This window comes from Salinispora mooreana, assembly GCF_000379065.1.
Lineage (GTDB): Bacteria > Actinomycetota > Actinomycetes > Mycobacteriales > Micromonosporaceae > Micromonospora > Micromonospora mooreana.
The window spans coordinates 19,271-42,955 of sequence record NZ_KB900614.1 but is presented as its reverse complement, the minus strand read 5'-3'; the positions used below and the strand labels follow the sequence as shown (position 1 = coordinate 42,955).

The following is a 23,685-nucleotide window of genomic DNA, read 5'->3' as shown; positions in this document are numbered from 1 at the left end:
CCCAAGGCCTGACCGCCCGGTTAGCCGCGCTGCGCGACGGCGCCGAGGACCAGGTCGGCTCTGCCGTCCAGCGGGCCGTTGAGCTCCAGCACGGGCGTGTCCGGCCAGGCGTCCAGCGGGTCGGCATAGACGAGTTCCAGCAGTGCCTCATTCATGCGTGCCCGGAGGCCGGGCCACTCCGTTCCGGGGAGCAGTCGCTCCGTCTCGGGCGTGATCACTGTGATGACCAGCATGTCGAGGTGGCTGAAGGCGGCTCGGAGGGGCGCGTGACCGGCCTCCTCCGACGGGTCCGCACCGGTCGCCACCAGGTACGCCAGGTAGTCCAACGGGGTGCGGTCGAAGACTGTGGCGGACGGTGACGGGGGCGAGCAGAGACTTCGGGCCGAGCGCGCCATCAGCGCCCGGTAGTCCGCTGAGGACGGTGGATATTGGAACTCGTGGCCCTCCTCTTCGAGCAGGTGGTACGGCTCGTCCACGGCCACGTGGCCGGGTAGTCGGGCGCACAGCGCCTCGACCAGTGTCGTCTTTCCGGTCCCGTGCGTCCCGGAGACCCCGATCCTCATTCGAACGTGCTCCTCGTGTCCTGGCCAGGGTGATGGGTGAGGGTGGAACGGGTCAGGGGTTCGGTGCCTCGGTGAACAGGTCGATCAGTTCGCCGATGCGGTGGTCGGCCTCGGCCGGGTGCCGGAATCGGCCGGCCGGGTTGACGGTGTACGCGTTGCGCCGGCCAACCCGCTCTCGGTGCAGGTATCCGGCGGCTTCCAGGTCGGCGACGATGGCCTGTGCGGCGCGTTCGGTGATGCCGACAGCGGTGGCGACATCGCGCAGTCGCGTTGTCGGTTCGCGGGCGATGGCCAGCAGCACATGCGCGTGATTGGTCAGGAAGGTCCACCCCTTCGCCCCGTCCGCCGTCCTGGGCTGGGCCGCCTGTGTCATGACCACCATCCCGTCGTTGTCTGGTGTGTTGCCCGCCAATATAGGCACCCCAAGACACGAATGCAGCATCGTGACCGCAGCTCTGCGACGTTGACAGGTGAACTGTGCTTCGTGAATACTGGGGCGTAGTTCGAGGGGGAGTACCCGACGTACGACGCGCCGTCGTCAGTACGGATCCGGCCTATCCGGGTCCCGGCGGCGCGGTCGCCGGTTGCCACGGTGGCCCGGGAAGACCTTCGGCCACGTTGCGCCGGCCCACTGCCGTGGGCTCGGCTGGTCGAAAGGATCACTCCGTCCATGTCCGTGTCCTGGTGGGTCTGGGCCGTCCTCATTCTGGTCGTCGCCGTGATGCTGTCAATCGATCTGTTCTTCCACCGCGACAACCATGTCATCGGCTTCCGGGAGGCTGCGGTCTGGTCCGGTATCTGGATCGCTGCCGGCCTGGCGTTCGGCGGCATCCTCTGGGTGTGGCAGGGCGGCGAGGTGGCCGGCACCTACTTCGCCGGCTATCTGATCGAAAAGGCGCTGTCGATCGACAATGTGTTCATCTTCGCGCTGATCTTCGGCTACTTCGCCGTACCGGCTGCCTTTCAGCACAAGGTGCTGTTCTGGGGCGTGATCGGTGCCCTGGTGTTTCGGATGGTGTTCATCATCGTCGGCGCCGAACTGCTGGAGAGCTTCTTCTGGACTGCGTACCTGTTCGGTGCGTTTCTGATCTTCACCGGCTATAGGTTGGCCTTCCGGCACGGCGGAGAGACACCGCCGGACCGCAACCTTGTCGTCCGCATCGTCCGCCGGCTCATTCCCACCGACTCGGCCTACCACGGCAACCGGTTCTTTACCCGGATCAACGGCACGCGGGTGGCCACCCTGCTGTTCGTGGTGTTGATCGCGGTCGAGGCCACCGACCTGATCTTCGCCCTCGACTCGGTCGCGACGATTCTGGCTATCACCACCAGCACGTTCATCGTCTGGACGGCGAACGCGTTCGCCCTTCTCGGCCTGCGTAGCCTGTATTTCTGCCTCGCCGGGCTGCTGCGTCGGTTCGTGCACCTGCACTACGGCCTGGCCGTGCTGCTCGCCTTCGCCGGCGTCAAGCTGATCCTCTCCGAGACCCCGGTCGGCAAGCTACCCATCCCGGTCACCCTCGGCATGATCGTGGCAACCATCGCGGTCTCCATCGGGTGGAGCCTGCACAGCACCCGCGGGAACACCAGCACGGCCGCCGATGACCGGCCCGAGGTGGGGGTGTCGGCCGGCACCTGAGCCGGGACACCACGCCAGCGGGTGGACCCGGCGGGGGCCGTCAGCGACCAGCAGGAAGCGCTGACGGCCCGCCGCGTCCTTCGGCCACGACGAACGGTTCCTCAGGGTCGGGCCAGCCTCGGCGGCGGCTTCGACCTGGTGCCGGTAGACGGCGACGACGAGGTCGGCGCGGGTCGGGAAGTGGCGGTAGATCGTGCCGACACCCACCCCGGCCCGGGCGGCGATGTCGCGCACCGGCACGTCCACGCCGGCGGCGAGAAAGGCGGCGGCGGCCGCGTCGATGACGACGCCGGCTCTCGTGGTCGCGGGGGACAAGGACCAGTCGCCGCTCTCCGTGCGCGGGCCGGACTGGTTCACCGATCCGTATCACCTGAGCCCTGGCCCCAAGAGCCTGCTCACCCTGCACGGGGCGGTGCCACCGGTCACTGCGTCGTCAGGCGGGACTTCTGCACTTTGCCCAGGGCGTTGCGGGGTAGAGCGTCAACCCGCCGTACCTGCCGCGGGCGCTTGTGTGCCGACAACTGCCGGGCCACGAAGTCGATCAAATCCGACTCCGCTACGCCGTCACTCACCACGTACGCCGTCACCTGCTGGCCGAGGTCGGAGTCGGGGATGCCGACCACGGCGGCCTCCCGGACCCCCGGGTGGGCCAGCAGCGCGTCCTCCACCTCGCCGGCGCCGATCCGATAGCCGCCACTCTTGATCAGGTCGGTGGCGGCCCGGCCGACGATCCGATGCCAGCCGTCCGGACCGATCGTGGCCACGTCGCCGGTGCGGAACCACCCGTCGGACGTGTGGCTGGCCGCATCGGCCTCCGGCCGGTGCAGGTACCCGTCGAAGAGGGTGGGACCGCGCACCTGCAACTCACCCATCGTCTCCCCATCGGCGGGTAGGGGAGCGTCGCCGTCGTCAACCAGGCGGGTATGCACCCCGGGCAGCGGCAGCCCTACCGTGTCCGGCCGGTGCGGACCGTCGACGCGGGCGCTGGCCGTGATCAACGTCTCGGTCATGCCGTACCGTTGCACGACTCGGCGGCCGGTCAAGGCGGCGAGATCGGTGCTGACGGCCGTGGGCAGGGCGGCGCTGCCTGACACCAGCAGCCGGGCCGAGCGCAGGGCCCGGGCGGCGGCCGGCGCGGCGGCGATCCGGGACCAGATGGTCGGCACCCCGAAGTACAGCGTGCCGGCCGCGCCCGCGTACCGCTCCGGGGTGGGCCGGCCCACGTGGTGCAGTCGGCTGCCCAGCCGCAGTGGGCCGAGCACACCCAGGACCAGGCCATGCACGTGGAACAGGGGCAGCCCGTGCACCAGCAGATCGTCCGGGGTCCAGCCCCAGGCGTCGGCGAGCCCGTCCAGGCAGGCGGCGATGGCCCGGCGGGAGAGCACCACCCCCTTCGGGGCTCCGGTGGTGCCGCTGGTGTAGAGGATCAGTGCGGTGTCGGCGGGGTCGGGTTCCGGGCGGATGCTGTCCGCCCGGCGGGTGAGGTCGACCGGGATGAGGGGCCGGCCGCGGTAGTCGTCCTGACGGTTGCCGGTTGCCGGCACGAGTACCGCCTCGGCGGCCGAGTCGTGCAGGATGTGGTCCCGTTCTCTCGGCCCGGCGTCTGGCGGCACCGGCACAACCGTCGTGCCCGCCAGCAGCGCCCCGGCTACCCCGACCACCGTCGCCAGATCCGTGCCGGCCTCGACGGCCACCCGGTCCAGGCCGTGCAGGTCGTCGGCGACGGCCGCGGCGAGCCGCCGCAGCTCTGCCCAGGACACGCCCCAGTCGTTGATCTGGACCGCGTCCGGCCGCTCGTCAACGGACTCAGACAGCCAGCCGAGTAGCCGCACCGGGGCCCACCTCTCCGTGCGTCGGATCCTCCGACCGTAGCCCCGCCCCTCCTTTTCCGGCTACCCCGCCCCCGGCCACGTCGGGGCAGCACAGTGGCGGTGCGGCGGGGCCGAGGCGGATTCGCCTCCGGGTTTTGACGATGTCTGACGTTGTAACATTGCCAAGCGTGACAACCGTGAACATCGGGCCGACCGGGCAGGCCATCGACACCGCCCGGCATCGGGCGCTCGGCACCGTCAGCCGGGCGTCAATCCTGGAGCTGACCCGTGCGGCGGACGGTGGCCTCACCATCGCCGAGATCAGTGCGCGGACCGGCCTGCACCCCTCCACCGCCCGGAGCCACCTCGACCGGCTCGTCAACGCCGGTCTGGTGGTCAAGGCGCGCGCCACCGGGGGCCAGCCGGGGCGGCCGGCCTGGCGCTACCGGACGGTGCCCGAGGAGGCCCCCGCGCCGGCGCCGTACCGCGCTCTCACCGCGGCTCTGCTCGATCACCTGGCCCGGAAGAGCCGGGGCGATGCCCGGGCCGAGGCCGCCCGCGCCGGCCACGACTGGGGACGGCATCTCGCGGCGGCGACGCCCCGAGGGAAGAAGCCGGTCGACACCGCGATAGCGGTCCTGCGCGGCCTGGGCTTCGACCCCGACCTGAAGCAGACGGCGGACGGGCACACCGAGATCCACCTGCACACCTGCCCCTTCCTCGAACTGGTGAGTCAGAATCCGGAGGCCATCTGCGGGCTGCACGTCGGCGTCGTCCGTGGCGCGCTGGAGCAGGCGGGCGCCCCTGCGACCGACGCCGTGCTGGAGCCGTTCGGTGCGCCCACCGCCTGTGTGGTGCGGCTCTCTCTCCCGCTCGACGCCACCCGACCGGTATGAGTACCCAGTCGCCGACGGCACCCGGGACCAACGGCCCCGCGACCCGCCGGCCGGTCGGGCGCCAGCGCGTGCTCCGCCGCTATCTGCCACCGCAGCACGGTGCGTGGGCGATGCTGCTCCTGCCGTACCTGGTCGGGGTCGTCGTGGTCGGACCGGGGTGGCCGCAGCTTCCGCTGCTCGGCGCCTGGTTGGCCGGCTACCTGCTGTCCTACTACGTCTTCCAGGCCGTCAAGAGTCGTCGACCGCGCCGCTTCCTGGCCCAGATCCGGCTCTATGCCCTGGTCGCGGCGCCGTTGGCGCTGGCGGTGGTGGTCGTCCGGCCGGCTGTGCTCTGGTACGCGCCCGCCTTCGCGGCGCTGCTGGCGGTCAACGCCGGGTACGCATGGCGCCGGCGCGAGCGGACCCTGCTCAACGACCTCGCCTCGGTGGTGCAGAGCTGCCTGCTGATCTTTGTCGTGGCCACAGTCGCGGGGGTGTCGCCGGAGCGGGTCGTCCCGGCCTTCGTGGTGCTGCTGCTCTACCTGACCGGCACCGTCTGCTACGTCAAGACCATGATCCGGGAGCGCGGCAGCACCTCCTACCGGCGCCTGTCCATCGGCTTCCACCTGGCGGCGCTGGTCATGGCGACCCTGCTCGACGTGAGGCTCGCCCCGCTCTTCCTGGTGTTGGTGATCCGGGCGTGGCTGCTGCCCGGCCGTGCGCTGCGTCCCGCCCCGGTCGGCATGATCGAGATCGCCTGCTCGGTTCTGGTGCTCGTCACGTTGGTGCTGGTCTCCTGACGGGCTGACCCCACGGCCGGGCAGCCGTGGGGTCAGCCCGAAGGATCCCACCATGGGATCAGCCCGAGGGACTCAGTCGCGCAGCATCCCCGGGCCGAACACGTCGTAGCCGATCCGGTCCTTCGACACGTCTCGGCGGAGGAGCTCGGCGCGGACCTGGTACATGAACGGCACCGGCCCGCAGAGGTGGATGTCGGCTCCGGCCGGTAGCGGGATCCGGCTCGGGTCCACGCGGCCGACGTTGACCTCCGCCTTCAGCCGATCCGACGCACCCTCGGCGGGGTCCTCGTACCAGAGCTGCACCGACAGGTTCGGCAACTGCTCCGCCAGATCCGGGAGCTCGTGGCGGCGGGCGTGCGCGGCGGCGCTGCGGTCGGCGTGCACCAGCACCACCTCCCGGTCGGTCTCGGTCGCGGCCAGGTGGTGCAGGGCCGACATCGCCGGGGTGAGGCCGATCCCGGCGCTGACCAGCAGCAGCGGACCCGCATCCCCGACCGCGTTGACCTCGCCGAACGGCGGGCTGAGGCGGAGCGTGTCACCGGCGGTCACCCGCTCGTGCAGAAGGGTCGAGACCACGCCCGCGGGGGCGTCGCCGGTGGCGCGTACCCGCTTGACGGTGATCTGCCAGTAGGTTGCGCCGGGCTGGCCGGAGAGGCTGTACTGCCGGATCTGCTGCCCCCCGCCGTCCAGGTCGACCGCGACGGAGACGTACTGCCCGGGCGTGAAGGTGGGTGGCGGGCCGCCGTCGGCCGGGACCAGCCGGAAGGAGACGACATCCGCTGTCTCCTGAATGCACTCCACGACCTGCCAGTGCCGCCACACCGACCCGTCCTCGCCCACCCCGGCCTGGGTGTAGAGCCGCGCTTCCCGGGCGATCAGCTCGCAGGCGAGCAGCCAGTACACCTCGTCCCAGGCCGTCGCGACCTCGGCGGTCACGGCCTCACCGAGCACCTCGCCGACCGCGGCGAGCAGGTGTCGGCCGACGATCGTGTACTGGGTGGCGGTGATGCCGAGCGAGGCGTGTTTGTGCGCGATCCGGCTCAGGATCAGCTCCCACGACCTGTCGTCACCGCCGCCGATGAGGTGCTCGGCGTAGGCGACCACGGAGGCGGCGAGCGCGGCTGGCTGCTCCCCGGTGGCCTGGTGACTCTTGTTGAAGATGTTCAGTAGCTCCGGGTGGGCCTTGAACATTCGCTGGTAGAAACGGCTGGTGATCGCTTCACCGTGCGCCTGCACAGCGGGCAGGGTCGCCGTTACCACTGCTGCTGAGGATTGCGAGAGCAAGACCACTCCTTTGAGCATCGATCGGTGTGAAGGCCGCGGTTTCCTCGGCTCGCCTCCCGGTCGAGTCTGCGGAAACGTGACCCTGGTTCCACCGAACAGACACACAACAGCGCAAATCAGGGCCGAAGGTCCTGGATTCTGCGCGGCGGCGCGATCGCCCATCCCGGTGCTGCTGGTGGATTCCCGCCCGCAACGCCGTGCTCATCCGCGTGATCCGATAATCACCGAGTTGTCGCGCTTCGGGTGGTTTAGGGTGAGGGGTGTGGTACACGAGGCGCTCAGCTCACCAGCGACGACCCGTCCTGCTCCGGAGATGGTCTGGATCCCAGCCGGTCGGTTTCGCATGGGATCAGCGGATTTCTATCCGGAAGAGGGGCCCGTCCGATGGGTCGAGGTTGACGGGTTCTGGATCGACCAGCACCTGGTGACCGTCCGAGATTTCGATCGATTTGTCCGGGAGACCGGCCACGTGACGATGGCCGAGGTGGCACCGACGGCGGCCGACTATCCCGACGCCGACCCGGAGCTGCTCGTCCCCGGCTCCCTCGTGTTTCGTAAGGCCTCCGGCCCGGTCAGCCTCGCCGACTACCGCAACTGGTGGTCGTGGACGCCGGGCGCGACCTGGCGTCATCCCGAGGGGCCGGGTAGCACCATCGACGGCAGAGAGCTGCACCCGGTTACCCACGTCGCGTACTCCGACGCGGTGGCCTTCGCGACCTGGGCCGGCAAGGAACTCCCGACCGAGTCCGAGTGGGAGCTCGCCGCCCGTGGCGGGCTCGACGGTGCCGCCTTCACCTGGGGCAACGAGTTCGCCCCCGAGGGCACGATGATGGCCAACACCTGGCAGGGCGCGTTTCCCTGGCAGAACCTCCTTCTCGACGGGTACGCGGGAACCTCGCCGGTGGGAGCCTTCCCGCCCAACGGTCACCGCCTCTACGACATGGCCGGCAACGTCTGGGAGTGGACCCGGGACGTCTTCTCGTACCCCGCTGACCCGTCTGCGAAGGCGTGCTGTACGATGCCGGTCACCGCCGACGGACCGAGCGCGGTCATTCCTCGCCACGTCATCAAGGGCGGATCCCACCTGTGCGCCCCCAACTACTGCATGCGGTATCGGCCGGCGGCCCGGCAGGGTGAAGCGATCGACACCTCCACCTGCCACCTCGGCTTCCGGTGCGTCATCCGCTAGCACCGGAGTCGCTGTCGGTCCGGCTGCGGCCAAACGGCACGAGCACCCAGAGCAGCAGCAGCCAGAGCAGGGTCAGGCCGGTCAGCGCGAGCGCGAGCGGCAGCTCGAGGACGAAATCCGTGACGAGGAGTACCGCGACGACCACGGCCAAGACCAGCAGCAGTAAGCCGGTGGTGGTCATCCAGTGCGTGAAGCGGGCCAGTTCCGGATCACGCCCCTGCCGGAACAGCGCCCGGTGGAACGCCACCGGGGCGATGGTCGCCACCGCCGCGGCGGCGGTGGCGAGAAACGAGATGATGTAGAGCGTCCGCTGGAAGGTGGTGGTCTCGCCGAACGCGGAGCTGAACGGGAGGGCGAGCAGAAAGGCGAAGAGGATCTGTACCCCCGTCTGCGCGATCCGCAGCTCCTGCAACAGCTCGGTGTACCGGCGCCGCCAGCGGGTCTCCGTCTTCTCCGCCACCCCTGCCTCCGCACTCAGTGTGGTCCGGGCCGGCCGGGAGCCGGGCCCCCTTCCACACCACGCTCGTTCCCGTCGGCGTCTCCCGGGCTTCCACGGTCGACCGTCCCTGCGGGTGGGGAGCTGTGCGTGGAACCGTACCGTCCAGTCACAGTCTGGCACCAATGCGATACCTCGCCGCGGAAATCGCCCAACGCACCGACACCGGTGGTGTGGGGGTCCGGCTCGGGTGTGCTCTCGGTCTGGGGCACAATCGTGATCATGAATGGTGCAGAACCGACCCACGGTGCTGCCATCCGGCCGGCCACCGCCGAGGACGCGGCGGCGGTCGCGGCGGTCTACGTGCGGAGCTGGCGTGCCGCCTACGCGGAACTCCTGCCCACCGAGGTGCTGGCGTCCCTGGACGAGGCGGACTGGGCTCGGCGGTTCCGCAGCCGGCGGGACCCGGCCCGGAGCACGCTGCTGGCGTTCACCCCGGGCCGGGTCGTCGGTGTGGTGATGGCCGGGCCGGACCGGCAGGATCCGCTACTCGCCGAGATCTACGCGATCTACGTGCTGCCGGAGCTCCAAGGTCAGGGGGTCGGCGCGGCCCTGCTGGACGCCGCGATCGCCCCACTCGACGCAGCGACTGTCCGGCTCTGGTGCGCCGCGGCGAACAACAGCTCCCGAAGGTTCTACGAGCACCGGGGATTCGTCCTGGACGGGGCGACCGGCAGTTACGAGATCAGCGGACACCGGCTGACCACCGTCCGCTACACCTGCTCGAGGTAGCGCGGGAACGACGGCCCGCCGCGGCCGGATTGACGGTTCCGCCCAAGCGGAGCCGGAACGTGTGGAAGGCTCACATACAGCCGCTCGGTCCAGGGGTGATTCCGGCCCTCAGCGGACAACCGCAGACATCGGTTGCCCCAGCGCAATGCGGCGGCGGGTCGTCAGCACGCTCCGGTCGGGTCCTTACCCGAAGCGGCGAGGAGTTCGATGATGCTGTGGGCAAAGTTCTTCCGAATCCGCCAGAACCTGGTGGGGAGCCTGTGGTTCTTCCCGCTGCTGGGGCTGGTGGCGGGAGGGCTACTCGCCCTCGTGGTCCGCGAGGTTGACGCCGTCATTCCCCTGCCCTCGGCGTGGGAGTTCGAGCTGTCCGCGGCACAGGAGCTCCTCACGATCGTGGTCGAGGTCGCCGGGGTGCTGGCCGGATTTGTGGTGTCCGTGAGCGTGGTGGTGCTCGAACTCCATGCCGACAGTTTTCCTCGCTATCTGCGGCTGTTGTACCGGGACCGATTCCACCTGGCCATCGTGACGTTTATCCTCGGGACCGTCTCCTTCGCTTTCACGCTCCTTGTTCTGGGTGGGTCAGCGGATATCCCGCCGCTCGGTGTCGGTATCTCGGGGATTTGCCTCATCGTCAGCTTCGTGCTCTTCGTGGTCTTTCTCAACCACTTGGTGCATCAACTACGACCGGTGGCGGTCGCGGCCGACGTGACCAGGACCGCCCGGAAGCTGATGGCGGCGCGCGACCAGACGGGCGGCTCGGTGGTGACCAAGGAGGAACCGGCCGGGGAGCCCACTGTGGTGATTCAGGCCCAACGATCCGGATCGGTGCAGGCGTTGAATGAGGCAGCCCTGGTCCGCTGGGCCAGCCAGCACGGCTGTCAGCTCCGATCAAAGGTGGCGGCCGGCGACTACGTCATCACCGGGCAACCAGTGATGGAGATATTCGGAACGAGGCCGTCGGGTGACTCCACCGGCCAGATCCACGCCATGGTGGCCATGGGTACCGAGCGGACCATCGAGCGTGATCCGGCCTTTCCGGTGCGGATACTGGTGGACAGCGCGGCGCGGGCGCTCTCCTCGGCCATCAATGATCCGACAACAGCGGTGCAGATGATGGACTACCTGGAGGAACTGCTCCGGATGATCGGGAAGCAGCCCCTCGGCACGGTGCGCTACTGCGACGAATCCGGCCAGCCACGCCTGATTGTGCCCGGCCGGACGTGGGAGGACTACCTCACTCTGGCGGTCACCGAGATCCGCGAGTACGGGGCCAGCTCCGTCCAGGTGCTGCGGCGGCTCCGCGCCATGCTCGAAGACCTTCGCGAGGTGCTTCCGGCTGACCGGCGACCGGCGGTGGACGCCGAGCTCGACCGGCTCGATCAGACCCTGGCCGCGAGCTTCGGGGGCAAGGTCGACCACGACCGGGCCGTGGTGTCGGACCGGCAGGGAATCGGCGGTCCGGGGCGGGGCTGAGGCTGCGAATCCGAGCCCAGCATGCGGTCGGACGCATTCCAGCCACTGTTGCCCCGTTCTCTGGTACAACGAGAAAAGGAGGTGTGCGCATTCCATGGGACAGTGGAAACGGCTGGTGAAGGGTGTTGCCGATGGGCAAGAGTTCTGATCAAGAGACGTTTCGGGCGCTCCGAAACCCGCGCGGGGTCGCGGTCGCAGGAATACTTTTCGCAGTGGTCTTCTCGATTAGTATTATCCTGCTTCGGTCGGCCCTGCCGAAGGAGCCCTTCGCCGATGTGGAGTGGGTGCGACAAGAAGCTGGCCGGATGCGGGTGGCGTTGTTCCTGATCCCGTTCGCCGGAATCTTCTTCCTCTGGTTCATGGGCGTGGTGCGGGAGTACATGGGAAACCTGGGAGACTGGTTCTTCTCCACCCTGCTCATCGGGAGTGGGGTGCTCTTCCTGGCCATGATATTCGTCGCCGTCGTGGTCGCAGGAGCCATTTTGGAGGGTGTCCCCGAAGGTGGGTCCCAGTCCTTGGGTACCGAGACGGTCGGGTTCGGCCGTTCGATCATGCTTGAGGCGAGTGGGGTCTACGCGGTACGCATGGCCGCGGTGTTCATGATCGCTCTCGGAACGGTGGGGCTCAAGACCCGGCTGATGCCGAAGTGGCTCTGGATCCTGACCTACGTTCTCGCCGTGTTGCTTCTCGTCGTTACCAACCAGAACCTCTGGTTCACGCTCATCTTCCCCGCCTGGGTTCTCCTGGTGAGCATCCGAATGTTGGTCACCGGCCAGGTGGCGCCATCCGACACCGCGAAGAGTTGATTGGCAAAGTACGGGCAGGTCGCGTGTCCCGCCGCGGAGCGGGAGAAGGAGAAGCCGTTCATGAGTAGAGAATTCAAGGGCGTTATCAACCTGGGCGCCGCGGACTCGACGCCGGACTGGGACCCCTACGCCCAACCCCAGGCACCGAAAGGCGCGCCCAACGTGCTGGTCCTGGTCTGGGACGACACGGGATTCGGCTCCTGGGACTTCTTCGGTGGGCCCATCGAGATGCCGACCATGAGTAAGCTCGCCAACAACGGACTGAAGTACACCCAGTTCCACACCACCGCGCTCTGCTCGCCCACCCGAGCCGCGCTGTTGAGCGGGCGTAACCACACCACCGTCGGCATGTCCTGCGTCGCCGAGGCGACCCAGGGATTCCCGGGGATGAATGGGCACATCCCCGGGGAGGCGGCCCTCATCGGGGAGATTCTCAGCGACCGGGGCTACAACACCTACGCGCTGGGCAAGTGGCACTGTGTCGCCGAAGACGAGACCAACATGGCCTCCTCCAAGCGGAACTGGCCCACCTACCGTGGCTTTGAACGCTTCTACGGCTTCCTCGGTGGAGAGGCCAACCAGTACTACCCGAACCTCGTCCAGGACCAGCAGTTCGTCGACCAGCCCGCCGATCCGGTCAGTATTGACGAGTGGAAGGAGGGCAAGGACGGATATCTGCTCACCGCCGACCTCGTCGACCGGGCGATCGGCATGATCGGCGACGCCAAGCAGACCGCCCCGGACCGGCCGTTCTTCATGTACTTCTGCCCCGGTGCGAATCACGCCCCGCACAGCGTACCGAAGGCCTGGGCCGACAAGTACAAGGGCAAGTTCGACATGGGCTACGAGGCGATCCGCGAGAAGATCCTGGCGAAGCAGATCAAGATGGGTATCCTCCCGAAGGGGACCGAGCTCGCACCGATCAACCCGCTCAGCGACGTACGCAGCGCGGACGGCAAACCATTCCCCGCCACGAGCGACGTACGGCCGTGGGAGTCGCTCAGCGACGACGAGAAGAAGCTGCAGACGCGGATGGCGGAGGTCTTCGCCGGCTTCTCCAGCTACACCGACCACGAGATCGGCCGGCTGATCTCCTATCTTGAGGACGCCGGAGAGCTGGACAACACCCTCATCTTCGTGATCTCAGACAACGGCGCGTCGGGTGAGGGCGGGCCGGACGGCGCCGTCAATGAGAACACGTTCTTCAATGGCGTCCCGAGCAGTATCGACGAGAATATCAAGATGCTCGATATTCTTGGTTCTCCCGGCACGTACAACCACTATTCGACCGGTTGGGCCTTCGCCTTCAACACCCCGTTCAAGCTGTTCAAGCAGGACGTGTGGGAGGGGGGAATCTGCGACCCGATGATCGTGCACTGGCCGGCGGGGATCAAGGCAAAAGGCGAGCTACGCGACCAGTACACACACGTCACCGACATCGTGCCCACGGTGTATGACTGCCTCGGCATCGAGCTGCCGGAGACGGTCAAGGGCTTCAAACAGTGGCCGCTGGAGGGCACCAGCTTCAGACACACCTTCGAAAAGCCGAAGGCCAAGACCGCGAAGCAAAGCCAGTTCTACCAGATGCTGGGCACGCGGGCGCTGTGGCGGGACGGCTGGAAGGTGGACGCCCTGCACCCGAGCTCCCCGGCGGACTGGGGTCACTTCAGTCTGGACCAGTGGGCGCTCTACCACACCGATGTCGACCGTGCCGAGATCCACAACGTGGCTGACCAGCACCCCGAGCTGGCCGCGGAGCTGGTGGCGCTCTGGTATCACCAGGCTGGCAAGTTCTCTGGTCTACCGGTGGACGACCGGCCCATCGCCGAGTTGCTCAGCACGCCGCGACCGCAGGTCGCGCCGTCGCGAGACCACTATGTCTACTATCCGAACACGCTGGAGGTCCCCGAGGCGGTCGCGGTCAACATTCGGGGGCGTTCCTACATCCTGGCGGCCGATGTCGTCATCGATGGTCCCGACGCAGAAGGTGTCCTCTTCGCGCAGGGCTCCAACTTCGGCGGGCACGCTCTCTACCTCAAGGACGGCAAACTGAAGTACGTCTACAACTACCTGGGGTCTAAGGAACAGGTTATCGCCTCGAACATCGACGTGCCGAAGGGGAAGGTGGTGCTCGGCATCGCGTTCGAGAAGGAGAAGATGTTAACTCCGCCCGACTCCGACCGGCCCAGTGCCTGCATCGGTACCGCCTCGCTGTTCATCGGCAAGAAGAAGGTGGGTGAGTGCAAGGGGATGCAGACTCAACTCGGCAATTTCGCGCTCGCCGGGGAAGGCTTCAACGTCGGCCAGGACCGCGGCGCTCCCGTCACCTATGACTACTCCGGTGCCCGTCCCTGGAAGCTGACCGGCGCCACGATCAAGCAGGTCATCGCGGATGTCTCCGGTGAGGCCTACGTCGATGTCGAGCGGGAGGCGGCCGCCATGATGTCCCGGGACTGAGTGCGACCGCCAGCCTCGACGGGCTGGCTCGGAGCTCGGGCGTGGGGGTATCCGCCGGACGGCGGGATACCCCCACGCACTGTCCGAGGAGGTGAGCGAGTTCCGATCGGGCCGCTATGCTCAGGGGATCTTGATCTCGGCACGAGGCGAAAATGATCATTCTGATTCACACCTCCAAGGCGATGCGACCGGCGCCCCAGGGCGGCGCGACCCTCACCGTGCCCGCCCTACGGGACCGGGCCGAGGAGCTGGCGGCGTACCTGAAGACCCTCTCGGTGGAGCAGCTCGCCGCCGTCATGGCGCTCTCCCCGGAGCTGGCCGACCGAACGCACGGGCTCTTCGCCGACTGGGGCACCGACCCGGAACGGCAGTCACCGGCGATCGACAGCTTTGCCGGTGACATCTACAGCGGGCTCCGCGCCCGCGACCTCACCCCGGCCGACCGGGCGTACGCCGAAGGTCGGTTGCGAATCCTCTCCGGGCTGTACGGGATTCTGCGCCCGGACGACGGCATCCAGCCCTACCGGCTGGAGATGGGCTATCGCCTGCCGGACCCGCGGTATGCCAACCTCTACCAGTTCTGGGGCGATGCCGTTGCCCGGCGCCTACCGCCGACCGGCGTCATCATTGATCTGGCCGCCATCGAGTACAACCGGACCGTCACCCGGTTTCTGCCCCGCGACCGGTTTGTCAGCCCCCGCTTCCTGACGGTCAATCCGAAGACCGGCGAGCCGCGGTTCGTTGTCGTGCATGCCAAGATTGCCCGCGGTGCCTTCGCCCGGTGGCTGCTGACCGCCCAGGTTGAGGACCCGGCGGACATCGTTGACTTTGCCGAGATCGGCTACCGCTACGCACCGGCGCTCAGTACGCCCCACCAGCCTGCTTTCGTTTGTCAGGAGTTTGGGGGTAAGGGGCTCAGCGTCCGACGACAAGACCTGGGCTGAGCGGTCAGGTCTGTTGGGATTGCCGCGGGCCGCGGGCCTTTCGCTGGCGGGGCCAGATCCAGGCGGCCAGCACCGCGCCGATCACCGCGATCACGCCACCGAACACGAGGGCGGTTGACACTCCGTCCGAGAATGCCTGATGGTAGGCCGCGATCACGAGGCTCCGCTCGTTCGCTGGCAGCTTGTCGAGGACGGCGGTCGCCGTCTGGGAGTTGGTCAGCGCGTTGACGACCTGGTTGGACTCGGCTTCGGTGAGTCCGGCCGCCGTGCTCACCGGGGCTGCCTCGGCCCGACCGAAGCGGTTGGTCGCGGCGGTGAGCAGGACGACGCCGAGTGCGCCCCCCAACATGCTGCTGGTCTTGTAGAGCCCCGAGGCGGCGCCGGCGAGGGCGACCGGTGGGCCGCCAACGATGGTGTCGGCCACGGGCACGGAGAGAATGCCCAGCCCGACACCGATGATGAGCAGGCCCAGGATCACCGCGAGAACCGAGAGGCTGGGCAGCAGGGCGCTGATGGCGAAGCAGCCGACGGCGACCAGGACGAGACCCCAGATCGAGGGGGAGCGGGCGTCGTGTCGGGTGATCATCCGTGCGCCGACGGCGTTGAACACCAGGATTGTTCCGGCGGCCGGAACCAGGAGCAGGCCGGCCGCGAACGCGCTGTAGCCGCGGACGTCCTGTAGATAGAGAGACAGCACGAAGAGGGTGCCGGCGAAGGACATGTTCATCGTCAGGTTGACGATGAGAGCGCCGTCAAAGCTGCGGGTGCGGAACAGCCGCAGATCCACCAGCGGGTCGGTGACTCTCCACTCGACGTAGACGAACGTCAGGGTAAGCGCTGCGGTGGCGCCGAAGAGAGCAATGATCAGCGGATCGTTGAAGCCGACCTGTTGCCCCTCGGTCAGCGCGAAGAGCAGGCACAGTGCGGCCCCGGCCCCGGTGAACAGCCCGATCAGGTCGACCCGTCCGCGGCCCTTGTGCGCCTCGGGTGCGTGTCGTTTGGTCACGACGTACAGGACGGCCACCACTGGTGCGGTCAACCAGAACAGGGACCGCCAGCCCAGCAGAGTGGTCAGGGTTCCACCGATGGCCGGTCCGACCGCCTGGCCGGCCCAGGTCGCCGCGGCCCACGCGGCGAAGGCCGGGGGTTGCTCGGTCCGCTCGAAGAGCGCCGGGATCATTGCCAGGGTGGAGGGCAGGATGAGTGCGCTTCCGGCGCCCATCAACGCGCGGCCGGCGATGAGGCCGGCGAGGTTGGGCGTGAAGGCGGTCGCCAGGGCGGCGACACCGAAGATCACCAGGCCGAGCAGCAGCATCTTTCGATGGCCGTGGAGGTCGGTGAGGCGACCGCCGGCCAACAGGAGTGTTCCGCAGGAGATGCTCAGGGCGTTATTAGCCCACTGCATGTCGGTCAGGTTGACGTTCAGCTCGGTGGCGATGGTCGGCAACGCCACCCCGAGGTTGGAGAACGCGAGCCACACCAGCGTGGCGGCGGTGCAGAGGCTGATCAGGGCGGCCCGTCGGGACGGCGATGACCGGCGGGACCGGGAGTGCATGACCCGGACAATATAGGAAAATTCCCTACCAGGTGTCCGTAAACTAGGTGTGGCCGGGCCGGTCCGGCCCGCGGGCCGGACCGGTTTTCGGCGATGGCGGTGCGTTGGGCGCCAAGCGCTGCGGCCGGGGGAGCCTGGCGGCGGGCGCGGTGCCGGCGGGAATGCGAGGCCCGCAACCTCGACGACAAAAGTGGTCGTTCCCGCAATTGGTGGCCTCGGTTCTCGACATGGCGCGGCGTGTAGGCGGGATAGCGGCTTCCAGAAACTTCGCCGCCGGCGCTTGGTGGCCCGGGATCGGTGGTCTCAGGAACAGCCACGGCGGGTGTGGTAACCGCTACCCACGGGAGAGATTTGGTGGCCCAGCGAAACCCGCCTGTGGGTCCTTTAGCAACCACCCTGTCTAGATGCTAATGTCCTCGTCTTCGTACTCGTGAAATGGAGCTAACCCGAGCATGGCGCGACAGGTAATCACCCAACTGATTGACGACCTAACCGGTGGTGAGGCCGACCAGACGATTGAGTTCGGTCTCGACGGCAGGGCATACACGATCGAACTCTCGGACGAGAACGCATCCACGCTTCGGCAGGCGCTCGCCCCCTATATCGCCGTTGGCCAGCGCGTCGGCAGGGCCAGCGGCCACGGTGGGATCACCAGGGCGGTGCGGGGAGCCGCCGCGACCGCGCAGCGTTCCACCCGCGCGCGGAACGAGGAGATCCGGGACTGGGCGCGGGCCAACGGATACCAGGTCTCGGACCGCGGGCGCATCCCGGTTGGCGTGATGGAGGCGTACGACAAGCGGTGAATGGCGGGCGGTCGGTTCGCCAGTAATGGCGACGGTCGAGTCAACCCGACACAGCACGAAGGGCCCCGGGCTGGGGCCCTTCGCTGTGTCCCGCCTCGCCCTGGCCGGGCGGCGAAGCCTCTTCGCTTGGAGAAGGGCTCTACCATCGGGAAATGACCATGGGAGGTACGCTGGCCGAGATCCTGGCCGCCGTGGCCGCCGGGCGCTTCCCCCCGCCGGACGGCGGGACGACCGTGCTGCCGCAGCCCTGCGACCGCGACGCCGGGGTGATCGCGTTCACTGCCCACTCCGTGGTCTTCACCGACGAGGATCCGCATTGGGTCCGTGAAGCTCTGGCCGCTCTCGACTGTGATCGGCTGGCAGCCACAATGCATCCACGCTTCCTGGCTGCACTGCTCGAGCGCACCGGACGTGCCATGGACACGATCGACCTACTGACGGTCGCGAGCCCACTGGCGGGTGCACCCCCGCTGCGGCTCACCGAGCTAGCCGACGCTACTCATCCTCGGGAAGTCAGGGCGCGCCAGCGTCGGGACGACATCCGGGCCTGGGCAGCCGATGGGGGAGTGGTCATCCTCGGCCGGGGTGTGGCCGGCCGCTGGGAGGCGGCGATCGAGGTTGACGAGGGGCGGTGCGAGGCGGGCCTCGGACGCGCGTTGGCCACGGCCGCTCGGCACCTGGTGCCGACCGGGCAGCCGGTCTGGGCGCAGCAGGCCGCGGGCAATGCCCGCAGTGTGCGGGTGTTCCAGGCGGCGGGGTTCCGACCGGTCGGCGCAGAAGCGCTGCTCCTCAAGACGTAGAGACGCGCAGCCCGGGCGGAAACACCCGCTCCCCGTGTTGTTCAGTGTGATCGTTGCCGTTGGTGATGTAAACGACAGTGTCGAGACCGCGAGTGCCCGCGACACAGGTGTTGACAGGCATGCCGAAGGTGAGCGTAAGATCGACTTTGCGCTGAGAAACGTGTGTTTATTAGGAGCTCCGCACACCGAACGCACGTTTTCAGAGCCTTCTGGCGACGGGTCGCTGACCCGGACGGGGATAGCCGGCGGGATGGATCAGCTCCATTCGGAGCGCAACGGGGGGATGCATCCCGCAGCACTCGCTGCCCGGCTCGGCTGGCATGCCGCCGGAGTCGGGCCGAGGCGAACGATCGATACACTCGGCGAGTTACCACGGATTCATGGTGCTGACCGTGGTTCCGGCGCTGCTGGGCGCCGGGCCCGAGGAGCCGTGCCCGCACCGGTGGCACCGAGTGGGGAGAGGGCAACGGCAGCACCGGTCACCGCGATCCCCGTTCCGGGTCGAGCGGGAATCCGGACGGTGAGCAGACTTGGACGGCCCATCTCCTGACCCTGGTGCACAGTCACCGTTGTGGGGGGCGTCACCAGCCCCAGTTCGCGCAGGTAGCCACCCAGCGCCGCAGCCGCCGCGCCAGTGGCGGGATCTTCCACGACACCACCGGGTGGAAAGGGGTTCCGCGCGTGGAACACCGTTGCCGACTCCTGGTGCACCAGGTTGATGGTTGTCCAGTCACGCTCGGCCATCAGATTGGTCAGCGCCGCCATGTCGTAGTCCAGATCGGCCAGGCGTGCGCGGCTTCCAGCGGCGACAATCGGGTGCCACGCCCCGGCGAAGGCGACCCGTGGCGGTAGCGTCGCCTCCAGGTCGCCCGGTGTCCAGCGCAACGCTTCCAGTAGCGTCGCAAGGTCGTCGGCGGCGATCGGTTGGGTCTGTGGTGTGACGCTGACCAACGTCGCGGTGACGGTGCCCTCCGCCGGCACCGTGGTGGAAACCTCAACCGCCCCGGCGCGGGTACTCAGGTGCAACACTCCCGGACCGTGTCGCTCAGCGTACGCGACGGCTGACGCGATGGTCGCGTGGCCGCAGAACGGGACCTCCGCTTTCGGGCTGAAATAGCGGACCACGAAGTGCCCCTGATCGCTGGGCACGAGGAAAGCCGTTTCGGAGTACCCGACCTCGGCCGCTACGCGCTGCATCTCCGCGTCGTCAACCCCGGTGGCATCCAGCACCACACCAGCCGGGTTGCCACCCGCTGGATCGTCAGTGAACGCGGTGTATCGAAGAACTTGCATGATCATGATTCTAGGGGATGTCTCGTACCTTGGCGAAGGCCTTGCCGCTCGACGCTGCTGGTGCCAGCTCTGGGGTGGAGTCCTGCACGCCTGAGTGCCCGTAACGCCATCGCTTCGCCCGGCACGTTGGGGTGAGTGGGTTCCGATGATCCGGCCGCCTGCTGGTGTCACCCATAAGGTGGGCTTCGGCGCACTCTTCAAGCTGGGGAGCGCCGGTGGTCGGGCCGCCGAGTCGATGTTGTCCGGTCGGAAGCTGACGTGCGGCTACGGGGTGAGTGGGGTTGGCGATGCCTGTCGGAGTGATCGCACTCGCCACCGCCTGTCCGAAGAGTTGACCACGATGGTTCTTCCTGGTGCCGGATCGCCAGATGCACGAGGGTGAGCTGGAGGCGGGGGAGGCGCCCCGGACCGGGTCGGGTCGGTCGGTCCGGCCCTGGCCGGCGGCGACCGTCGGACTGCTGGCGTTGTTTCTGGGCGGGTTGAACATCTCCCTGCTCGTGATCGCTTTGCCGACGATCCGACGTGTGTTCGACCTGAGCTCGAGCGGTCAGCAATGGCTGGTCTCCGGATATTTTCTTACCTTCGGACTGACGCTGGTGCCAGCCGGCCGGTTCGGCGACCAGCGTGGCCGGCGCAACACTTTTGTGGCCGGCGTCATGTTGTTCGTGGTGGCGAGCATGGTTTGCGGTCTCGCCCCGTCCGGGGAGTGGCTGATTATTGGTCGGTTGGCGCAGGGAGTTGGCATCGGGATAGCGCTGCCCCAGGTGTTCGGGACGATCCAGCGGATGTTCTCGCCCCGAGACCGGAAGCGCCCGCTCGGGCTGTTGGCCGTCGGAGTCAGTGGTTCCCGACTGGTCGGTCCGATACTCGGCGGCGCCTTGGTTACCGTCGGCGGCGAGCAGGGCTGGCGGTGGATCTTTCTGATCAATGTTCCGCTTGGGGTCATCGTCGCCGGCTTCGGGTGGCGGCTGTTCCCCGTCGCCGAGCGGGGGCAGCGACCCGACATGGACCTGATCGGTGCTTTCCTGCTGATGTGCGGGTTGGGGCTGCTCTGGCTGATGCAGGGAGAACAGTGGCCGGAGCTGCTCCGCTGGCTGCTCCTACCGGCCGGCCTGGCGACGCTGGTCGCCTTCTTCTACTGGGAGCGTTTCTATGCCCGCCGCGGCGAGCCGGTGTTCAACCTGGGCCTGTTCCGGATCCGGTCGTTCACCCTGGGCGCATTCATCGCCACGTTCTACTTCGCCGGCTACGAGGCCATCTACTACCTGGTATCGGAGTATCTGCAGCGAGGGCTCGGGCACGACGAGTTGGTGGCGGCCATCGCCCTCATGCCGTTGGCTCTGGGCACGGCCGTCGGCTCGGCGGCTGCTGGCGCCAAGTCCAAACGGATCGGGCGGCCACTGATCGCCGCGGGGCTGGCCTGCGGAGCGGTCGGGCTCGCCCTGATGTTGATCATCGACCTGTTCCTACCGGGTCCCCGATCCCCACATACGGCCGCCCTGCCACTGCTCTTGGCTGGCCTGGGCGGTGGACTGGTCACCGCCGGTGTCGGCGGCGGGCTGGTCATTGCTCCGAACCAGACCTTGGCCCTGGCACACGTGCCACCGGCCCAGGGTGGCAGTGCCGGGGGGATGCTCCAGACGGGTCAGCGCTTCGGGGGTGGGTTCGGGGTCGCCGTCGTCGGCACCGCGCTCTTCGCCAGCCTGGACAGAACCGGTGACTGGCTCCTCGCCTTCCGAATTGCGATAGCGGTCATTATCTGCTTCTTCGTCATCGCGTTTGTCGCTGTTCTGACCGACTTGGCGAATCGTTCCCGATCGCGGTGAGGCGCATCCTCGCCGGATATGAATGCTGTTTCGGTCAATCGGTGCCCGGTGGGCCACCGCCGCTTCGCTCAAGCCGGCTCGGCCACCAGATTCGGCGACCAACGTCATGGGTGAGGGCCGGCACCAGCAGGGAGCGCACGACGATGGTGTCGATGAGAAGCCCGATCGGAAGGGCGATGCCCAACTCCACCAGGATTCGAACCGGGAGCACGGTCAGCGCCGCGAAGGTCGCCGCCAGCACGACACCGGCTGAGGTGATCACCCCACCGGTGACGGTGAGTGCGGACAGCACTCCACGTCGGGTGCCCAGCCGCTCGGACTCCTGCCGAACCCGGCTCATCAGAAAGACGTTGTAGTCCACTCCCAGGGCGACCAGAAAGACGAACGCGAACAGGAGGAACTCCGGGTCCACCTTGGGGACGTTAAGCAGATACCGGAAGATCAGCACGCAAATACCCACGGTGGCGGTAAAGGAGAGCACCACGGTCAGGACCAGGAGTATCGGTGCGAGCAGGGCGCGCAACAACACCGCGAGGCAGAGCAGGATCACGGCCAGGACGACCGGAAAGATGACCTGCTGATCCCGGTCGGCGGCGTTGGCCGTATCCACATTTGTTGCCGTGAAGCCACCGACCACGGAGTCGGAGCCGGGAACCGCGTGCACGGCGGTGCGGAGTCGACGCAGGGTCTGCTCGGCGCTGTCACCGTCCGGCGCGTCGCTCATGGTTGCGTTGAGCTGCGCCCGTCCGTTGACCACCTTCGGCGCGGCCCCGGCCTCTTCCGCTGCGGTCGAGGCCCCACCCGCCGCGGTGACTGGTGCGACGGAGGCGATGCCCGACACCTGACGGGCCGCGGCGGTGACCTGGTCAACGGCCTCCGCGTTGGTCACGATGATGGCCGGGCTGCCGGTGCCGCCGGGATAGTGCTGGTCAAGCAGACGCTGCCCGCTGACCGACGACCGGTTCCCGGAGAAGAGCAGGTCATCCTGGTTGATTGCCTGCTTTCCGAGCTGGGTGACCCCGATCGCGGCCACGCCGAGACCAATGGCGGCGGTCACCCACACGAGTCGGTCTCGCCGGCCGATGAGGCGGGCGACCGGGGTCCAGAATCGGTGCGAGGTGGTTGCGGCCCGCTGTTCTGGCCGCGGAGTCCGCGGCCAGAACACCCGCCGCCCACCCAGGACGAGCAGCGCGGGGAGGAAGGTGAGCATCACCAGCAGCGTGCAGGCGATGCCGATGGCGGAGACCGGTCCGAGGGAGCGGGTGGAGCTGAGCACCGACAACAGCAGGGCGAGCAGGCCAAGGATGACCGTCGAGCCGGAGGCGACGATCGCCGGAGCAGCACCGCGCCACGCCACCTTCATCGCGTCAACGGGGCGAGCCCGCTTGGTCAACTCCTCCCGATAGCGGGCTATGAGCAGCAGCGCGTAGTCGGTGCCCGCCCCGAAGACGAGCACGGTGAGGATCCCCCGCGACTCCCCACTCAGCTTGATCACATCCGCGTCGGCCAGCCAGTACACGAAGACCGTGGCCAACCCGTACGAGAGCCCGGCGGAGATTAGCGGAAGCGCCCACAAGATCGGACTTCGGTAGATGATCAGCAGGACTACCAGCACGGCCCCCAGGGTGACGACCAGCAACTCGCCGCCCACCCCGGCCAACACCGTGATCAGGTCGCCACGTAAGGCGGCCGGACCGGTGACCTCGATGGTCAGTCCGCCCTGGTCGCCGCCGGTGATCGCGCGTAGCTGGTCGATGACGTCGTTCTCCGCCTGCCCCACGGCGTTGTCGATCGGGACGACCACCAGCAGGGCCTGCCCGTCCTGGCTCTGGACGGGGGGTGCGAGGGGCCCGACAACCCACTGCACCTGACCGAAGCGGTTCAGGTCAGACATCGCCCGTTCCTGGTCGTCGGCGGTTATCCCCGCCGAACGCTCGTAGACCACCAGGGCGGGCGTGGTATCCGCACCGGTGATGTCCCGGCTGTCCCGCTGCGCCTGCTGCGACTCCGCGTCAGCGGGAAGAAACGTCTGGAAGTTGTCGGTCTCCACCTCGCCGAGACGGCCGGGGAAGGAGTGAGCCACACCGCCGATCACGAGCCACGCGAGGGTCACCACCACCGCGATCAGGGTGCCGACGTGGCGAGAAGGCATCGCAGCCCCCCGTCACCGGTCGGCTTGCTGGTACCGGTGGCCCGACCTGCCGAGCGGCCCCGCGCTCAGTAGCGGGTCTGCCCCCGACAGCAGTGCCCTCCGTTCACTCGGGCGCGAGCGCACGGCCGGATCTGACATGGGTCAACTGTCCGGGGTCTTGGCAGATCACACCCCGACTTCCCGCCGT

At 68.0% G+C, this 23,685-nt stretch carries 20 protein-coding genes and 2 pseudogenes; 13 read left to right on the top strand and 9 right to left on the bottom strand.

What is annotated here, in order from left to right; genetic code table 11:
* Positions 1–20 precede the first annotated feature (20 nt).
* Both SALPAC6_RS0100200 and SALPAC6_RS0100195 read right to left on the bottom strand, forming a co-directional pair.
* Positions 21–563: an AAA family ATPase gene (locus tag SALPAC6_RS0100200; protein ID WP_018251425.1), complete on the bottom strand. Its 543-nt coding sequence runs from the start codon at positions 561–563 to the stop codon at positions 21–23.
* Positions 564–615: 52 nt separating this feature from the next.
* Entirely contained in the window at positions 616–945 is a 330-nt protein-coding gene (locus SALPAC6_RS0100195) for a helix-turn-helix transcriptional regulator (RefSeq protein WP_018251424.1), read from the bottom strand.
* Positions 946–1,233: 288 nt separating this feature from the next.
* Here SALPAC6_RS0100195 and SALPAC6_RS0100190 point away from each other — a divergent pair, with 288 nt between their 5' ends.
* On the top strand, positions 1,234–2,202 hold the full coding sequence (locus SALPAC6_RS0100190) for a TerC family protein (RefSeq protein ID WP_018251423.1): 969 nt from the start codon (positions 1,234–1,236) through the stop codon (positions 2,200–2,202).
* Between the two features lie 72 nt (positions 2,203–2,274).
* On the opposite strand, the pseudogene SALPAC6_RS27030 reads toward SALPAC6_RS0100190, so the two are convergent.
* Positions 2,275–2,487: pseudogene (locus SALPAC6_RS27030) on the bottom strand (TetR/AcrR family transcriptional regulator); the annotation flags it as partial.
* Here SALPAC6_RS27030 and SALPAC6_RS28745 point away from each other — a divergent pair.
* Positions 2,477–2,614: pseudogene (locus SALPAC6_RS28745) on the top strand (chlorophyllase); the annotation flags it as partial. The pseudogenes SALPAC6_RS27030 and SALPAC6_RS28745 overlap by 11 nt on opposite strands.
* A gap of 10 nt (positions 2,615–2,624) precedes the next feature.
* Here the strand turns inward: SALPAC6_RS28745 and SALPAC6_RS0100180 are convergent.
* A complete protein-coding gene (locus SALPAC6_RS0100180; RefSeq protein ID WP_018251422.1) occupies positions 2,625–4,034 on the bottom strand; it encodes an acyl-CoA synthetase in 1,410 nt (469 codons plus the stop codon).
* A 176-nt stretch (positions 4,035–4,210) separates the two neighbouring features.
* Here SALPAC6_RS0100180 and SALPAC6_RS0100175 point away from each other — a divergent pair, with 176 nt between their 5' ends.
* On the top strand, positions 4,211–4,909 hold the full coding sequence (locus SALPAC6_RS0100175; protein ID WP_018251421.1) for a helix-turn-helix transcriptional regulator: 699 nt from the start codon (positions 4,211–4,213) through the stop codon (positions 4,907–4,909).
* A complete protein-coding gene (locus tag SALPAC6_RS0100170) occupies positions 4,906–5,688 on the top strand; it encodes a YwiC-like family protein (RefSeq protein ID WP_018251420.1) in 783 nt (260 codons plus the stop codon). The genes SALPAC6_RS0100175 and SALPAC6_RS0100170 overlap by 4 nt, the downstream gene beginning before the upstream one ends.
* Positions 5,689–5,760: 72 nt before the next feature.
* Here SALPAC6_RS0100170 and SALPAC6_RS0100165 read toward each other — a convergent pair whose 3' ends face one another.
* Complete coding sequence (locus SALPAC6_RS0100165; RefSeq protein ID WP_033666728.1) at positions 5,761–6,978, bottom strand: globin domain-containing protein; 1,218 nt, start codon at positions 6,976–6,978, stop codon at positions 5,761–5,763.
* 247 nt (positions 6,979–7,225) lie between these two features.
* Between SALPAC6_RS0100165 and SALPAC6_RS0100160 the strand changes: the two genes are divergently transcribed.
* Entirely contained in the window at positions 7,226–8,161 is a 936-nt protein-coding gene (locus tag SALPAC6_RS0100160) for a formylglycine-generating enzyme family protein (protein WP_026189183.1), read from the top strand.
* Here SALPAC6_RS0100160 and SALPAC6_RS0100155 read toward each other — a convergent pair.
* Positions 8,151–8,621, bottom strand: a complete 471-nt coding sequence (locus SALPAC6_RS0100155) for a DUF6328 family protein (RefSeq protein WP_018251417.1) — start codon at positions 8,619–8,621, stop codon at positions 8,151–8,153. The genes SALPAC6_RS0100160 and SALPAC6_RS0100155 overlap by 11 nt on opposite strands.
* Before the next feature lie 258 nt (positions 8,622–8,879).
* Here SALPAC6_RS0100155 and SALPAC6_RS0100150 point away from each other — a divergent pair, with 258 nt between their 5' ends.
* The 5 genes from SALPAC6_RS0100150 to SALPAC6_RS0100130 all read left to right on the top strand — a co-directional run bounded on the left by SALPAC6_RS0100150 (position 8,880) and on the right by SALPAC6_RS0100130 (position 15,069).
* Positions 8,880–9,389 carry a GNAT family N-acetyltransferase gene (locus SALPAC6_RS0100150; protein WP_026189182.1) on the top strand — a complete coding sequence of 170 codons (510 nt, stop codon included), beginning with the start codon at positions 8,880–8,882 and terminating at the stop codon, positions 9,387–9,389.
* 207 nt (positions 9,390–9,596) lie between these two features.
* On the top strand, positions 9,597–10,862 hold the full coding sequence (locus tag SALPAC6_RS0100145; RefSeq protein ID WP_018251415.1) for a DUF2254 domain-containing protein: 1,266 nt from the start codon (positions 9,597–9,599) through the stop codon (positions 10,860–10,862).
* Positions 10,863–10,993: 131 nt separating this feature from the next.
* Positions 10,994–11,668, top strand: a complete 675-nt coding sequence (locus tag SALPAC6_RS0100140; RefSeq protein ID WP_026189181.1) for a hypothetical protein — start codon at positions 10,994–10,996, stop codon at positions 11,666–11,668.
* Between the two features lie 60 nt (positions 11,669–11,728).
* On the top strand, positions 11,729–14,125 hold the full coding sequence (locus SALPAC6_RS0100135; RefSeq protein ID WP_026189180.1) for an arylsulfatase: 2,397 nt from the start codon (positions 11,729–11,731) through the stop codon (positions 14,123–14,125).
* A 152-nt stretch (positions 14,126–14,277) separates the two neighbouring features.
* Entirely contained in the window at positions 14,278–15,069 is a 792-nt protein-coding gene (locus SALPAC6_RS0100130) for a YaaA family protein (RefSeq protein WP_018251412.1), read from the top strand.
* Between the two features lie 4 nt (positions 15,070–15,073).
* On the opposite strand, the gene SALPAC6_RS0100125 is transcribed toward SALPAC6_RS0100130, so the two are convergent.
* Entirely contained in the window at positions 15,074–16,624 is a 1,551-nt protein-coding gene (locus SALPAC6_RS0100125) for an MFS transporter (protein ID WP_018251411.1), read from the bottom strand.
* 452 nt (positions 16,625–17,076) lie between these two features.
* On the opposite strand from SALPAC6_RS0100125, the gene SALPAC6_RS0100120 reads away from it, so the two are divergent.
* Positions 17,077–17,427, top strand: a complete 351-nt coding sequence (locus tag SALPAC6_RS0100120; RefSeq protein WP_018251410.1) for a histone-like nucleoid-structuring protein Lsr2 — start codon at positions 17,077–17,079, stop codon at positions 17,425–17,427.
* Between the two features lie 158 nt (positions 17,428–17,585).
* Positions 17,586–18,227 (top strand): hypothetical protein, encoded by a 642-nt coding sequence (locus tag SALPAC6_RS0100115; RefSeq protein ID WP_026189179.1) that lies wholly within the window; start codon positions 17,586–17,588, stop codon positions 18,225–18,227.
* A 378-nt stretch (positions 18,228–18,605) separates the two neighbouring features.
* Here the strand turns inward: SALPAC6_RS0100115 and SALPAC6_RS0100110 are convergent, their stop codons facing one another.
* Positions 18,606–19,520 (bottom strand): PhzF family phenazine biosynthesis protein, encoded by a 915-nt coding sequence (locus tag SALPAC6_RS0100110; RefSeq protein ID WP_026189178.1) that lies wholly within the window; start codon positions 19,518–19,520, stop codon positions 18,606–18,608.
* Positions 19,521–19,888: 368 nt separating this feature from the next.
* Here SALPAC6_RS0100110 and SALPAC6_RS0100105 point away from each other — a divergent pair, with 368 nt between their 5' ends.
* Positions 19,889–21,346, top strand: coding sequence for an MFS transporter (locus SALPAC6_RS0100105; RefSeq protein WP_026189177.1), 1,458 nt, complete (start codon positions 19,889–19,891; stop codon positions 21,344–21,346).
* A gap of 34 nt (positions 21,347–21,380) precedes the next feature.
* Here the strand turns inward: SALPAC6_RS0100105 and SALPAC6_RS0100100 are convergent, their stop codons facing one another.
* Entirely contained in the window at positions 21,381–23,498 is a 2,118-nt protein-coding gene (locus SALPAC6_RS0100100) for an MMPL family transporter (protein WP_018251406.1), read from the bottom strand.
* Between the last annotated feature and the right edge of the window lie 187 nt (positions 23,499–23,685).